The 12,989-nt window shown below is 55.1% G+C and carries 15 protein-coding genes; 9 read left to right on the top strand and 6 right to left on the bottom strand.

Annotated elements, in window-relative coordinates:
- Positions 1–235 precede the first annotated feature (235 nt).
- Positions 236–1,864, top strand: coding sequence for a hypothetical protein (locus tag AB4N43_RS06490; RefSeq protein ID WP_460153577.1), 1,629 nt, complete (start codon positions 236–238; stop codon positions 1,862–1,864).
- Between the two features lie 132 nt (positions 1,865–1,996).
- On the opposite strand, the gene AB4N43_RS06485 is transcribed toward AB4N43_RS06490, so the two are convergent.
- Positions 1,997–2,284: a hypothetical protein gene (locus AB4N43_RS06485; RefSeq protein WP_460153575.1), complete on the bottom strand. Its 288-nt coding sequence runs from the start codon at positions 2,282–2,284 to the stop codon at positions 1,997–1,999.
- A gap of 462 nt (positions 2,285–2,746) precedes the next feature.
- Here AB4N43_RS06485 and AB4N43_RS06480 point away from each other — a divergent pair, with 462 nt between their 5' ends.
- On the top strand, positions 2,747–3,169 hold the full coding sequence (locus AB4N43_RS06480; protein WP_460153573.1) for an RDD family protein: 423 nt from the start codon (positions 2,747–2,749) through the stop codon (positions 3,167–3,169).
- Positions 3,170–3,231: 62 nt separating this feature from the next.
- Positions 3,232–3,426: a hypothetical protein gene (locus tag AB4N43_RS06475; protein WP_027921571.1), complete on the top strand. Its 195-nt coding sequence runs from the start codon at positions 3,232–3,234 to the stop codon at positions 3,424–3,426.
- Positions 3,427–3,488: 62 nt separating this feature from the next.
- On the opposite strand, the gene AB4N43_RS06470 is transcribed toward AB4N43_RS06475, so the two are convergent.
- A complete protein-coding gene (locus AB4N43_RS06470) occupies positions 3,489–4,241 on the bottom strand; it encodes a carbonic anhydrase (RefSeq protein ID WP_059181192.1) in 753 nt (250 codons plus the stop codon).
- A gap of 457 nt (positions 4,242–4,698) precedes the next feature.
- On the opposite strand from AB4N43_RS06470, the gene AB4N43_RS06465 reads away from it, so the two are divergent.
- On the top strand, positions 4,699–5,154 hold the full coding sequence (locus tag AB4N43_RS06465) for a DUF2214 family protein (RefSeq protein ID WP_027921569.1): 456 nt from the start codon (positions 4,699–4,701) through the stop codon (positions 5,152–5,154).
- A 188-nt stretch (positions 5,155–5,342) separates the two neighbouring features.
- On the opposite strand, the gene csrA is transcribed toward AB4N43_RS06465, so the two are convergent.
- On the bottom strand, positions 5,343–5,537 hold the full coding sequence (csrA, locus tag AB4N43_RS06460; RefSeq protein ID WP_007938114.1) for a carbon storage regulator CsrA: 195 nt from the start codon (positions 5,535–5,537) through the stop codon (positions 5,343–5,345).
- 250 nt (positions 5,538–5,787) lie between these two features.
- Here csrA and AB4N43_RS06455 point away from each other — a divergent pair, with 250 nt between their 5' ends.
- The gene (locus tag AB4N43_RS06455) at positions 5,788–6,153 is read left to right on the top strand and encodes a sporulation protein (RefSeq protein ID WP_027921568.1); all 366 of its coding nucleotides are present in this window, start codon (positions 5,788–5,790) and stop codon (positions 6,151–6,153) included.
- 67 nt (positions 6,154–6,220) lie between these two features.
- Here the strand turns inward: AB4N43_RS06455 and AB4N43_RS06450 are convergent, their stop codons facing one another.
- The 3 genes from AB4N43_RS06450 to AB4N43_RS06440 all read right to left on the bottom strand — a co-directional run bounded on the left by AB4N43_RS06450 (position 6,221) and on the right by AB4N43_RS06440 (position 8,463).
- The gene (locus tag AB4N43_RS06450) at positions 6,221–6,910 is read right to left on the bottom strand and encodes an endonuclease (RefSeq protein ID WP_059181191.1); all 690 of its coding nucleotides are present in this window, start codon (positions 6,908–6,910) and stop codon (positions 6,221–6,223) included.
- Positions 6,911–6,914: 4 nt separating this feature from the next.
- Positions 6,915–7,205, bottom strand: a complete 291-nt coding sequence (locus AB4N43_RS06445) for a DUF1654 domain-containing protein (RefSeq protein ID WP_032833378.1) — start codon at positions 7,203–7,205, stop codon at positions 6,915–6,917.
- Positions 7,206–7,374: 169 nt separating this feature from the next.
- The gene (locus tag AB4N43_RS06440; RefSeq protein ID WP_027921565.1) at positions 7,375–8,463 is read right to left on the bottom strand and encodes an asparaginase; all 1,089 of its coding nucleotides are present in this window, start codon (positions 8,461–8,463) and stop codon (positions 7,375–7,377) included.
- A 348-nt stretch (positions 8,464–8,811) separates the two neighbouring features.
- Between AB4N43_RS06440 and AB4N43_RS06435 the strand changes: the two genes are divergently transcribed.
- From AB4N43_RS06435 to AB4N43_RS06420, 4 genes are all read left to right on the top strand, one after another.
- A complete protein-coding gene (locus AB4N43_RS06435; RefSeq protein ID WP_460153570.1) occupies positions 8,812–9,258 on the top strand; it encodes a hypothetical protein in 447 nt (148 codons plus the stop codon).
- 188 nt (positions 9,259–9,446) lie between these two features.
- Positions 9,447–10,403, top strand: a complete 957-nt coding sequence (locus AB4N43_RS06430; protein ID WP_460153568.1) for a substrate-binding domain-containing protein — start codon at positions 9,447–9,449, stop codon at positions 10,401–10,403.
- Positions 10,404–10,458: 55 nt separating this feature from the next.
- Entirely contained in the window at positions 10,459–12,012 is a 1,554-nt protein-coding gene (locus tag AB4N43_RS06425; protein ID WP_027921562.1) for a sugar ABC transporter ATP-binding protein, read from the top strand.
- Positions 12,009–12,986: an ABC transporter permease gene (locus AB4N43_RS06420; RefSeq protein WP_027921561.1), complete on the top strand. Its 978-nt coding sequence runs from the start codon at positions 12,009–12,011 to the stop codon at positions 12,984–12,986. The genes AB4N43_RS06425 and AB4N43_RS06420 overlap by 4 nt, the downstream gene beginning before the upstream one ends.
- Positions 12,987–12,989: the final 3 nt, after the last annotated feature.

Here is a 12,989-nt window from a genome sequence, read left to right as displayed (position 1 = left end):
GACCTTATTTCCTGAGTAACATCAGACACATGAGCCCATCAGATAGATCGGATTTCCCGAGCGCTCCCATACAGATGCCATCTAAAAAGACCGCGGCATCCTCGCGCGCAAACCGCATCGCACAGAAGGCGTAAAACCAACGGAAATGTGATATTGATTATCTTTCCATATCAAAGCTGCTGAGAGTGAGAGGGTTTCGATGCGGCGAATTTGTTTATTTAAAAAGGAGAGGTCAATGGTAGACGATATCGGAAATGATGCAGTGGTTGATGCAGTGGTTGATGCTGCGGATGTATCGTATATATATCCGGATGGGGTTGTAAGGACGGTTCAGGATTTATCGAATAAATCTAACGATTTACTTGGCTTGAAAGGTCTCGGCTACCGCAGTCGTGACGCATGGATTGCTCTTAACTATTTGGGTGTTAGTCCGCTGGATTTTGGTGCGCCAGGTTACGGGAATACTGATGCGACTGCGGCAGTGAACCTTGCTGTTGCTGAGGCAAAGAGCAAAAGAATTCCGCTTAATATAGACGCGTTTTTCTTGGTTTCAGCGCCAGTGGTCATTGAAGATGCTAACGGTTTGGTAATTAAGGGGTCGGGCATAATTCGCACCAGTAGTGATACCGCTCAATATGTTCTTGATATAAAAAACTGCACAGGTGTGACCGCCTCCGGAAATATTACAATCGATGGGAACAGTAAGGTAAATATCATAGCGGCTATTAGGGTTGCAGCTATTGGAAGTGCTGGCGGTGTGATGAAAACTTGCTCTCTTCATCACTTAAAACTCGACGCGATAAACGCCTCCATTGGTTGGCAGATTGGTGATTTCTCCGCGCCAGATAATTTGATTTCAGAGATGAAGCTGAGCGGAACGACCTACAACACACCGGTCGGCATGCTTGTGATTGGATCACAGGCAGTGATCAACATTTCGGGTATGGACCTTGTAGCCGCTGGACAAGGTATCTTCGCAACGTACGCCCATTCCCTGGTAATCAATCACGGAGGCATCGTGATACTGGGTGATAGCGAGGCGCAAATGCCGGCTGTAAGCAATGGATTGGCGTTTGTTTCTTGCCCTATCGATTCTCCAGCATTCGCGAATAGTTATGGTGCGTTCACCTTGCAGTCGTGCCCTGTAGAAACTCCTAGCATACTCTTCCTCGCATATAATCCGCGAGCGGTTCCGAATCCAGAGCCAGGGACGGGTGGCATCATAATGAACGGCTGTCGGGGCTATCATAATTGTTCTGTTGAGTCATTTCAGGGGGCGGTTGATTTTTCGGGTAGCGTGTTAATCGGCGATAATGGCTTTTTCCGAACTACACCCAAAACAACACGGAATAGCTCATTCTCTGGTCCTGCGAAAGTTCGTATCAGCGATTCCGCTTTCGATGATCATTTCTTAAAGGGGCTCGGCGGGATTCTCGGCGGTATTGCTCTTTTTGATTATCAGAAAATATTTGAAGCTTCGTACATTCTTGGAGCAACGATGGCGTCGGGGGCGAACACGTTCTTGTATCAAGCTGTTCCTGCTACTTATGAGAACAGTCACTTTTACGCCAATTACAATTTAGCGAATGGGGTGTTCACAGTGCCAGTCGGAGGATTAAAAAGCGTTAGGATTCAATTGAATTTTATTAACTCTCAGCCGAATGCAGGATCAGCCCTCCAGGTGACGGTCAACGGTTTAATCCGAGCTTCAGCATCTGCAAACTCGACGTACAGCTCTGGCTCATTCGAGCTTGGGGATTTAGCTGCAGGTGACATGATCAGCGCCCAATTTCTGAACGCAGGATCGGCTTTCGCAGCAACTGGAGCAGCGCAAAACCAAATGGTGATTTGCGCTCGCAGATAGCCGAGCGCGCGATACGTTTCCCTCTCTCAGTTTTTCTGCTTTTAGCGGACGTTATTGTTCAGTTGATTGTGCTCTGGGAGAGGGAGTTTCATTTTGCAGTACAGCGGCGATCTGACCAGCTCGTCGGGCAGATCAGCGTAGCTCATCCGTTTTCGGCTTCGATACAAACCCTATTCCCGAACAGGTTTGACAGTCGTCTCGCAGGCCGAAGCTATCAAGGCAAGTCGGACAGGCGCCGAAGCTTGCCAGCTCGAGAAGTGGCCGTGCCTTTTCGAACACGCGGAGATTACGGCTTTCTCGGGCGAGTTGGGCTGTGTCGACCAGAGCGCGATACATGTCGGAATCTTCGATCGGTTCGTAGGTGACACCCTCGACAACGCGTTGAGTCTCGACGAGGTCGTACAGTCGCCCGTCGGACATCGCGATTTCTCCGTGAAGAGGTCAGCGTAGGCAGTCAATAAAGTATTCCGGATAGTTGGGATGATTGGTTGGCAGAACGCCAAGGAGGGGAGCTCCTGTAGGAATATACAACGCTAAGTTGTTGATTCTTATAGGGTGATATCGCGGTTTTGTATCTACTGGAAAACACTTATTTTTCTTTATAGATCATATGCTTGTACGAGTTTCGGGGGCACCTTGACATGGTGGGGGTCGTTGGTTCGAGTCCAATCGCGCCTACCAAACAAAATCCGCTCTGCTGGGCGGTCTAGAAGGGCTCACCGAAAGGTGGGCCCTTTTTTGTTGTTCGTGATATTACAAATTTTATAAACAATCCAGCTCGTTAGATCTGTTCCTCGCATCGTCTCAAATCTCAATGCGCCATTAAATGTTGCTAGCCAGCTGCCGATACGCCTGTAACCAAACACCAACAGGGGACGACGCATGGATGTCAGTAATAATCAAAACGAATATCAAAAGCCAAAAAACCTGGCGGGTCTGGGACGTCGGTGGGGTGGGCAAATGATCGACTCACTCATCACGTTCTTTCTGTTCTTGTTTGTGGGGCGAATGGGCGACTTCGTAGGTCTGCCTCCCACCGTGGTCGCTATCCTGGCGCTGGGCGCGGGTGCGGGTTATTACCTGTTTTCCGACGCTATGCCCAATGGTCAAAGCGTTGGCAAAAAATGGCTGGGCATGTCGGTGATAGATGAGCGCAGCTACCTTGACTGCAATCTTTATCAATCCTTTGTGCGCAATATCACCACACCGTTCCTGAGTATTCTTGACTGGATCTTTATTTTCTTTGGTTCGCGCAAACGTCTTGGCGATATGCTCGCGTCGACGATCGTGATTCGATCCAGGTAAAGGGCGGTTTGCAGCAATTGAGGCGTAAACTGGCGGTGCTACCTCATCAAAAGGAGCCGCATATGATCGCCGACCAAACGAACAAACAGATGTCTGAGACTAGAACTGTTTGGGATCAGTTTTTCTGCGCTGCATTGATTGCGGAGAGCAACCTGACGGCCCCGGTCGTAGGTGGGGCTACTCACGAAGACAGGCAGAACCTGTTGATCGAAAGAGCCAAGGCGCTCGCAGACAAGATGATGGAAAACAGAAGGTAACCAGGGCCCAGCCATTGCGCTGGGCTTTTCATGCCTGGCTATGCCAATGACTGGTGTTGGAATCAGGCGATCAGGTCTACTTTCCCGGTTGCCAGGCGATAAACGCCGCCCACTACTTTCAACGTGCCTTTGCTGAGGGCGTCCGTCAGCAAGGGGGAAGCATTTTTTAGTCGCTTGACCGAGTCTTTGACATTTTGCGCTACCGCATTAGCGGGAAGACTACCCGGCTCCTTGAGTACCGTCTCGATAGAGCCCTTGAGTGCCTCAGTCAGTTTCGGGATGTGGCCAGGAAAAACGGTGTGATCTTTTACCGCCTTGATACCTGCGTTAATCGCACCGCAGTCTTCATGCCCGAGCACGAGGATGAGTGGTGAACCAAGCACCGCGACAGCGTATTCAAGGCTGGCCAAACCCTCATCAGTGACGAAATTGCCAGCAACGCGTATGGCGAAAAGATCTCCCCGGGCAGTGTCAAAAGCGTACTCGGGGGCGATACGAGAGTCAGAACAACTGAGTACCGACACGAACGGGTTCTGGCCTGTGACCAGGGCTTCTCGTTCGGCCTTGAAGTCATGAGTCTTGGAGGTACCGGAAACATATCGCTCGTTTCCCTCCATTAGCCGTTGAAGGGCCATGTCGGGGTTGATTGAGTTTTGCGGTTTTGGGGGTGGCGCCGTTTTCTCGGCGGCCAGGAGGAGTTGGTCAGGCAGGGCGCCAGCCAATAGCAGGGCACCGGCTCCAAGGCCGGCATACTTCAGGAACTTACGGCGACCACCCGCGTTTTGAAGTGGTTTTGAATCACATGATTCACACATGGCTTGTGTACTCAGGTGAAAGGGGGGGCTTGCTGTCAAAAGCGAGTGCTTTCAGAAGCCTTCAGCTCTTGTGTGGTGGAGTCTAGCCCGTCTGTGACGTAATGTTTCTGGTGCTGTTTTCAGGCCTGTTGGTTTCGTTTGCGATGACTTGGTTTAGCCAGAGCCTTGCTCATGTTCCATAAAAAAAGTGTGGATATTTAAGGGCTTACGATTTTTTTTAACCGGCCGGTGGTCGAAAATATATTGTTACAAGTGGGTTGCTGGGATATTATCGCCCCGCGTTCACCACCACGGTTTATGCATTTTTAAGTCCCAAGCTTCCATCAGCTGCTTGGGATTTTTTTTTGCCTGAAATTTGTCCTGCCCCTTCGAACACCCGCCCAAACCGGGCAAGTCCTGGTCTTTTGGGCTACTACTGTCTGGCCAAACTCAAACTCGGTCTGATGGGGGTACATCGATGCTGGTTCATTGGTCTCTTGCGGCAATTCACCTGCTGGCCGTTGCGCTGGCATTCTGGGCCGTTTTAAACCGCGGCACGGCATTCAGTCGCCTGGCGGCCGGGACTGGGGAAGCTCGGCGCGTGCTGGTGGCCGATAACCTGTGGGGGATTTCTGCGGTCATCCTCCTGATCACCGGAGGGATGCGGGCCTTTGGCGGGTACGAAAAAGGCACCGATTACTACCTTCACCAGCCACTGTTCCACCTCAAGATGACGCTCTTCGTGCTGATCCTGCTGCTTGAAGTTGCCCCGATGGTGGCGTTGATCAAATGGCGGATTGCGCTTGGGCGTGGCGTGACGATCGATACCGCTCGGGCAAAACTGTTTGCTCGTTTCAGTCATATCGAAGGCTTGCTGGTGTTACTGATGGTCATCGCGGCGACGGGGATGGCGCGTGGGGTAACCTTTGGTTGACCGAGAGCGATCACGTCCTTCCTCGGGGTTATTCGGAAACGTCTGACAGCCATGGCATGAGATATGCCAGTAGTATCGGCTTCAAGTTTTGGCGGGAGAGGGGAGCGAGCCGGCGGGCATTGCGGCGCTCGAATCTTTAGCCAGCCGGTGTTCAGGGCGAACGGGCTGGCTACTGACTGCAACAGGATTCAGGGGGTTTGTGGCTTGTCTGGCGCGGTGAGGCCAGCCTGAATGCGCTGATAAATTTCTTCACGGTGCACTGCAACGTCTTTCGGGGCGTTGATGCCGATCCTGACTTGCTGGCCGCTCACGCCCAGAATGGTGATCGTAATGTCGTCACCGATATTTATGCTTTCACCGACTTTGCGGGTGAGTATCAGCATGGTCTTCTCCTTGATTGCTTTGTAGGGCACCTGATTCGAACAGTGCAGAGGTCGGTGGTATGTATAGATTAGTGCGAAGTCTCACGGTTTGGGTGCCTCTTTCTGACGCGCAGATGCTGCATTAATTCCCAAGGCGTAACTATACAGAGGCCGCAACCATCAATCTCGTTGTTTTGTGCCCATTTTGCGGCACTCGGGAAGTATTCATGAATGTTAAAATCACCGCTTTCGGCATTCAGAGGGAACCGTTGTGCGCAAAATGGTCTTGGTAATCGCTGTATTGGCGCTGGCTGGATGCGGTGAAGGGAAGGGTGTTGACGCTCAAAAAACGAAGCCGGCAGTCGTTTCCGCCCCCGCCGCGACAAACGGGCCGCAATGGGACCTCGAAGTGCGAGGTGAAACACCCCAGGCAGTGAGTGATCTGAGTGGCTGGCTGATTGAACACAGCTTCGTCTCCAACGTCATCATGGAAAACGGCAAGACGCGCATTCTGATGGGGCCATTCAGTTCGAAAGCCGAGACCGAGGCCAAGCAGGCAGAAGTGGCTGCAGCACTGGCGCGGGCTAAGAAACAGAATGTCGAATTGCTGGTGCTCGAGCGTCCTGCGGCCCAGTAACGCAGTGGCTGAAAAGGCAAAAGGCCTCGGGTTTTACGCCGAGGCCTTTTCACTTTCCAGCGGAAAGTCAGCCGCAGGCTTTCATGTTCACCGGCCCGACAAACTCGTTACCGCGACCCATGACGCACGCCACGCTCTGGTTACGCTGACGTTCCCAGGCTTCAACTGGATAAGTTTTGTTCCAGGCTTCGTACAGTTGGCGGTCTTGTTTCGACAGACTCAAGCCGTATTGCTTGCTCATGTAGAAATAAGTCCGGGCGATCATGCCGCGAATGGAAGGGCGGGGCATGACCTTCTTGGCCTTGAAATCGACCTGGGTCAGGCATGAGCCATATTGACCGGTCTGCACCGGCAGCCAGCCAAAACTGAAGTTGTTGCGGTCACCGTTCACCTCGCCAATGCTCGGCACCAGGTTGTGCAAATCGGCTTCGGCCTTCTGGAATACCGGATCGTAACGGGTGCAGTTCTTGCGCCCACCGGCCTGCCAGCACTGGCGCTGATGACCGATCTGCCACGCCGGGACAATATGCTCCCACTCGATGCGGGACGCGCGCTTGGCGTTTTTGCGCGGCACATAACCACAAGCAGCCAGGTTCACCTTGTTGCCAGTGTATTTGCAGCCGCAATAGAACTCGGTGGATTGCGGTGCATACAGTTTCCAGGCGACTTTTTTGGCTTCACTGAAGGTGCGTGGGGCGCCAGCCTGGGCCCCGAGGGAGATGAATAAAACCAGCAAAGCAAGCCAGCGGACACTCATTGACTCAATCTTCCTTCGGCACAACCCAGAAAATTTGCACACCGCCATCGTCGCGATAGGCGAGGGTGACGTTGTCGTTCTCGTCGATTTCTTCGAGCAATTGTTCCCACTCATCCACTGGTTCGTCCGGCAGGCGGAAGATCAGTGCTGCTTTGGCTTTTTGAGCGGTGGGGGAATTGATGATTTTCTGAACGCGCAGACCCATGCGTGCATAGGTATCAGGAGAAGCAGAGGGGGTGGCCACAGGATTATCCTTAGTAAGCTGTACGTGCATACAGTATTTAACTGTAAGCATTTTCGCAACTGCTTAAAATTCAAGAAAATCCTCTGACAGCGGTTTCTACCGTTTGCTGTAGGAAGAGGAGAAAACTTTTATCGGAGTTTTGCCAAGGGTGTTAACCACTCGTCAACGCTGACGAGTGGTTAAGAATGTGCCCGACCAGAACCGGTCGGGCGAGGGTGAATCAGTACTCCCAGAACATCCGTTGCAGCTCTTTGCTGTCGTTGGTCTTGGTCAGTGCGACCATGGCCAGGATGCGGGCTTTTTGCGGGTTCAAGTCATGCGCGACCACCCAGTCATATTTGTCGTCAGGCTGTTCGGCATTGCGCAGTACGAATCCGCCGGCGTTGACGTGAGACGAACGAATGATTTGCACGCCATCTTTGCGCAGGGCTTGCAAGGTCGGAACGACCCGCGAGGAAACCGAGCCGTTGCCGGTACCAGCGTGGATGATCGCCTTGGCCCCGGACTGAGCCAGCGCCTTGTACGCCGTGTCGCTCACGTTGCCGTAGGAATAGGCGATTTCTACGTCAGGCAGGCTCTTGATGGTTTTGATGTCGAATTCCGAGTCCATGGTGTGGCGCTTGGCCGGCAGACGGAACCAGTAGGATTTACCTTCGACCACCATGCCCAGCGGACCCCAGGCACTTTTAAACGCCTCGGTCTTGATGTTGATCATTTTGCTGACGTCGCGGCCCGACTGGATTTCATCGTTCATGGTCACGAGGACGCCCTTGCCGCGCGCTTCTTTGCTGCTGGCGACGGCGACGGCGTTGTACAGGTTGAGCATGCCGTCGGCCGACATCGCCGTGCCTGGGCGCATGGAGCCGACGACGATGATTGGCTTGTCGGTCTTCTCCACCAGGTTCAGGAAGTAGGCGGTTTCTTCCAGGGTGTCGGTGCCGTGGGTGATCACGATGCCATCGACGTCTTTGCTGTCCGCCAGTTCGGCCACGCGACGGCCCAGTTGAAGCAGGTTGTCGTTGGTGATGCTTTCCGAGGCGATCTGCATGACCTGCTCGCCACGAACGTTAGCCAATTGGCTGAGTTCCGGAACGCCGGCAATCAACTGGTCGATGCCGACTTTTGCCGCTTGATACGTTGCGCTGTTAGCAGCGCTCGCACCGGCGCCGGCGATGGTGCCGCCGGTGGCCAGGATGACCACGTTCGCCAGTTTCTGTTGGGTTTCGACTTCTTTTGCCTGAAGGGCGGTAGGGAGTAGCAGCAGGAGGGCCAAAGCGCCCGGAATAAAAGTGTTGAAGGCAGATTTCATTATTTTCTCTCTAGTAGTCAGACGGTGCTGATGCAAGTTCATCTAGATACGCCCCCGGCAGATCTGAACGCCGGGGGTGTAGGTGGAGAGCAGGATCTGTACCAGCCAAACGTTGAACGAGAAAAAGTTTTAACTAGTTGATTTATATCTGAAATTATCTTGGCTCTAGTCGAGGTTAAACATGAAGGCGTCCGGGTTTCCGAATAGGTTGAGCGTTTACGTTCGGCTCTCCGAAAATGCCTACGACGTTTGTAGAGAAGGTCACCTTGCCAAATCAGGAATCAATGCTAAAGAAACCCCCACGTCGGTCGATGCCCCGTTAAGGTTATTTTTCTTACAGGAGTTCCCATGTCATTTTCTGTTGGTTTTCCAAATGCGGGCGCGGTCACCATCGGCGGCAAGTCCCCGTCGACGATCAATGCCTTTAGCGAAGCGACGGCTGACACCGCGACTCAGGTGCAGGGGAAGGAAGAGGGCAGCGACAACCAGGTTCGAACCGGTGGCGGTGCTCAGGACGAAACCAAGTCCAAGGGCGGCAGCACTCAAAGTATTGCGGTGCAAGTACTGCTCAAGCGCATGCAGGAACTGCAACAGCAACTGCGTGAGCAACAGCAACAACTGGCGGCTGCACAGGCAGCGTCTTATCCGACCCCGGAAGCCAAGGCCACGGCGGTGATGTCGATCCAGGGGCAAATCGCGGAAACCAACGGCGCGCTGTCACAAGTGGCAGGCAATCTGGTGAAAGAACTGGCCAAGGACTCCAGTACAGGCGGTCTGATCAGCACCGTTGCCTAACGTGGCAGGTCGGTTTTGCCAACGGAGACACCAAACAGGGCGTTGACAAATAGCAGCAGGGTTCGCATAGTTCGGTCTACGCAAACGTTTGCGAGGTCTTGTCGGTGGTCATGCCGTCGACGATCGGAGTCCAGGCATTACTCCAGCGCAAGCATTGCTCACAATAATCATAAGATCGGAGTGAACCCATGAAGCTGCCATTCGCTGGACGTCTTCTTGCTGTCGCTATGCTGGCTGTCGCATCCGCCGCGCTGCCCGTCTCATCGGCCTTCGCCGAATCGCCTGAAAAACCCAAAGTCGCACTGGTCATGAAATCCCTGGCCAATGAATTCTTCCTGACCATGGAAGACGGCGCCAAAGCTTATCAAAAAGACCACTCCGGCGAATTCGACCTGATCTCCAACGGCATCAAGGACGAAACGGACACTGCTGGCCAGACGCGCATCGTCGAGCAGATGATCCTCGCCAAGGTCAATGCCCTGGTCATCGCACCGGCGGATTCCAAGGCCATGGTTCCGGTGATCAAGAAAGCCATCGATGCCGGCATCACCGTGATCAACATCGACAATCAACTCGACCCGACCGTCCTCAAAAGCAAGAACATGACGGTGCCGTTCGTAGGCCCTGATAACCGCAAAGGCGCGCGTCTGGTTGGCGAGTACCTGGCCAAGAAACTGAAGGTCGGTGACGAAGTCGGCATCATCGAAGGCGTGTCCACCACCACCAATGCCCAGGCCCGCACCGCGGGTTTCAAAGATGCAATGGAAGCGGCGCAGATCAAAGTCGTTTCGTTGCAGTCCGGTGACTGGGAGATCGACAAGGGCAACAAGGTTGCCGCCTCGATCCTAAGCGAATACCCGGACGTCAAAGCCCTGCTGGCCGGCAACGACAGCATGGCCGTCGGTGCCGTTTCCGCCGTGCGTGCAGCGGGCAAGGCTGGCAAGGTGCAAGTAGTCGGTTACGACAACATCAATGCGATCAAGCCGATGCTCAAGGATGGTCGCGTCCTGGCCACCGCCGACCAGTTTGCAGCCCGACAAGCCGTGTTCGGTATCGAGACTGCGCTGAAAATCATCAAGGGCGAGAAGGTCGACAGCGGCACCAACGGCGTGATCGAAACCCCGGTAGAACTGGTCACCCAGTAAGCCTTCTGGCGACACACTGGTGCTCGCCCGTCCGGGCGGGCACAGGGAGAGTTTTATGTCCGTTTGCGCTCCGAACGCTGTCCTCACGGTCAGCGGTATCGGTAAGACCTACGCTCAGCCGGTACTGACCGGCATCGACCTGACGCTGATCCGCGGTGAAGTGTTGGCACTGACCGGTGAGAATGGTGCCGGCAAAAGCACGCTGTCGAAGATCATCGGCGGGCTGGTCACGCCGACCACCGGCCAGATGCAATTCCAGGGTCAGGATTACCGTCCCGGCAGCCGGACCCAGGCTGAAGACCTGGGCATCCGCATGGTCATGCAAGAACTCAATCTGTTGCCGACCCTGTCGGTGGCGGAAAACCTGTTTCTCGACAACTTGCCCAGCAACGGTGGCTGGATCAGTCGCAAGCAGTTGCGCAAAGCGGCGATCGAGGCCATGGCCCAGGTCGGCCTCGACGCGATCGACCCGGACACCCTGGTCGGCGACCTCGGCATCGGCCACCAGCAAATGGTCGAGATCGCCCGCAACCTGATTGGCGACTGCCATGTGCTGATCCTCGACGAACCGACGGCCATGCTGACGGCTCGTGAAGTCGAGATGCTGTTCGAGCAGATCACCCGCCTGCAATCCCGTGGCGTATCGATCATCTATATCTCTCACCGTCTCGAAGAACTGGCGCGGGTTGCCCAGCGCATTGCGGTGTTGCGCGACGGCAACCTGGTCTGCGTCGAGCCGATGGCCAATTACAACAGCGAGCAACTGGTCACGTTGATGGTCGGTCGTGAGCTCGGCGAACACATGGACATGGGGCCGCGCAAGATCGGCGCTCCCGCGTTGACGGTCAAAGGCCTGACCCGCTCGGACAAGGTTCGCGATGTGTCCTTCGAAGTGCGTGCTGGCGAAATCTATGGGATCTCCGGATTGATCGGGGCAGGGCGCACCGAGTTGCTGCGCCTGATCTTCGGCGCCGACACTGCGGACAGCGGCACGGTCGCGCTCGGGTCTCCGGCTCAGGTGGTGAGTATCCGCTCGCCGGCCGATGCAGTGGGTCACGGCATCGCCCTGATCACGGAAGACCGCAAAGGCGAAGGCTTGCTGCTGACCCAATCGATCAGCGCCAACATTGCCTTGGGCAACATGCCGGTGATTTCCAGTGGCGGTTTTGTCAACAACGGCGACGAGATGTCTTTGGCTCGGCGTCAGATCGACGCCATGCGCATCCGCAGTTCGAGCCCGACACAATTGGTCTCCGAACTGTCCGGTGGCAACCAGCAAAAGGTCGTGATCGGCCGCTGGCTCGAGCGTGATTGCTCGGTGATGTTGTTTGACGAGCCCACCCGTGGCATCGATGTCGGCGCCAAATTCGACATTTATGCGTTACTTGGCGAGCTGACCCGCCAGGGCAAGGCGCTGGTGGTGGTGTCCAGTGACCTGCGAGAGCTGATGCTGATCTGCGACCGGATCGGTGTGCTGTCGGCGGGGCGCCTGATCGACACGTTCGAGCGCGACAGCTGGACCCAGGATGACTTGCTTGCCGCCGCTTTTGCCGGCTACCAAAAACGTGATGCGTTGCTCAACGAAGCAGCGCCTAGGGACCTTCCATGAAAACTGCATCTTCTGCCGGCAAACGTAGTGGCAACTTCTACGGCCTGGGCACCTATCTGGGCCTGGCCGGTGCCTTGCTGGCGATGATTGCGCTGTTCTCGGTATTGAGCAGCCACTTTCTTTCTTATGACACGTTCAGCACCCTGGCCAACCAGATTCCCGATCTGATGGTGCTGGCGGTCGGCATGACCTTCGTGTTGATTATCGGTGGCATCGACCTGTCGGTCGGTTCGGTGTTGGCGCTGGCGGCATCAACGGTCAGCGTGGCCATTCTCGGCTGGGGCTGGAGCGTCCTGCCCGCCGCATTGCTCGGCATGGCGGCGGCGGCATTGGCCGGGACCATTACCGGTTCGATCACCGTGGCCTGGCGGATTCCGTCATTCATCGTCTCTCTGGGCGTGCTGGAAATGGCCCGGGGCGTGGCGTATCAGATGACCGGGTCGCGCACCGCTTATATCGGTGATGCCTTCGCCTGGCTGTCCAACCCGATTGCCTTCGGCATCTCGCCATCGTTCATCATTGCCTTGCTGATTATCTTCATCGCGCAGGCCGTGTTGACTCGTACGGTGTTCGGTCGCTACCTGATCGGCATTGGCACCAATGAAGAAGCGGTGCGTCTGGCGGGGATCAATCCAAAACCCTACAAGATTCTGGTGTTCAGCTTGATGGGGCTGCTGGCCGGTATTGCCGCGTTGTTTCAGATTTCCAGGCTCGAGGCGGCGGATCCCAATGCCGGCTCCGGGCTGGAGTTGCAGGTCATCGCCGCTGTCGTCATCGGTGGCACCAGCTTGATGGGTGGCCGTGGTTCGGTGATCAGCACCTTTTTCGGCGTCCTGATCATTTCCGTGTTGGCAGCGGGCCTCGCGCAAATCGGCGCGACCGAGCCCACCAAACGCATCATCACCGGCGCGGTGATCGTGGTGGCGGTGGTGCTGGATACTTATCGCAGTCAACGCGCAAGCCGGCGGACCTGAATC

The sequence above is a fragment of the Pseudomonas sp. S2_B07 genome, assembly GCF_054668435.1.
Note: the sequence above shows the minus strand (reverse complement) of the source record. Positions and strands in the feature narration are given on the sequence as shown.

Coding starts and splice junctions, on each gene's coding strand:
- AB4N43_RS06470 (WP_059181192.1), bottom strand. CDS start 4,241: ATGTGTGAATCATGTGATTCAAAACCACTTCAAAACGCGGGTGGTCGC.
- AB4N43_RS06420 (WP_027921561.1), top strand. CDS start 12,009: ATGAAAACTGCATCTTCTGCCGGCAAACGTAGTGGCAACTTCTACGGC.
- csrA (WP_007938114.1), bottom strand. CDS start 5,537: ATGCTGATACTCACCCGCAAAGTCGGTGAAAGCATAAATATCGGTGAC.
- AB4N43_RS06465 (WP_027921569.1), top strand. CDS start 4,699: ATGCTGGTTCATTGGTCTCTTGCGGCAATTCACCTGCTGGCCGTTGCG.
- AB4N43_RS06450 (WP_059181191.1), bottom strand. CDS start 6,910: ATGAGTGTCCGCTGGCTTGCTTTGCTGGTTTTATTCATCTCCCTCGGG.
- AB4N43_RS06490 (WP_460153577.1), top strand. CDS start 236: ATGGTAGACGATATCGGAAATGATGCAGTGGTTGATGCAGTGGTTGAT.
- AB4N43_RS06440 (WP_027921565.1), bottom strand. CDS start 8,463: ATGAAATCTGCCTTCAACACTTTTATTCCGGGCGCTTTGGCCCTCCTG.
- AB4N43_RS06425 (WP_027921562.1), top strand. CDS start 10,459: ATGTCCGTTTGCGCTCCGAACGCTGTCCTCACGGTCAGCGGTATCGGT.
- AB4N43_RS06435 (WP_460153570.1), top strand. CDS start 8,812: ATGTCATTTTCTGTTGGTTTTCCAAATGCGGGCGCGGTCACCATCGGC.
- AB4N43_RS06480 (WP_460153573.1), top strand. CDS start 2,747: ATGGATGTCAGTAATAATCAAAACGAATATCAAAAGCCAAAAAACCTG.
- AB4N43_RS06445 (WP_032833378.1), bottom strand. CDS start 7,205: ATGCTTACAGTTAAATACTGTATGCACGTACAGCTTACTAAGGATAAT.
- AB4N43_RS06485 (WP_460153575.1), bottom strand. CDS start 2,284: ATGTCCGACGGGCGACTGTACGACCTCGTCGAGACTCAACGCGTTGTC.
- AB4N43_RS06430 (WP_460153568.1), top strand. CDS start 9,447: ATGAAGCTGCCATTCGCTGGACGTCTTCTTGCTGTCGCTATGCTGGCT.
- AB4N43_RS06475 (WP_027921571.1), top strand. CDS start 3,232: ATGATCGCCGACCAAACGAACAAACAGATGTCTGAGACTAGAACTGTT.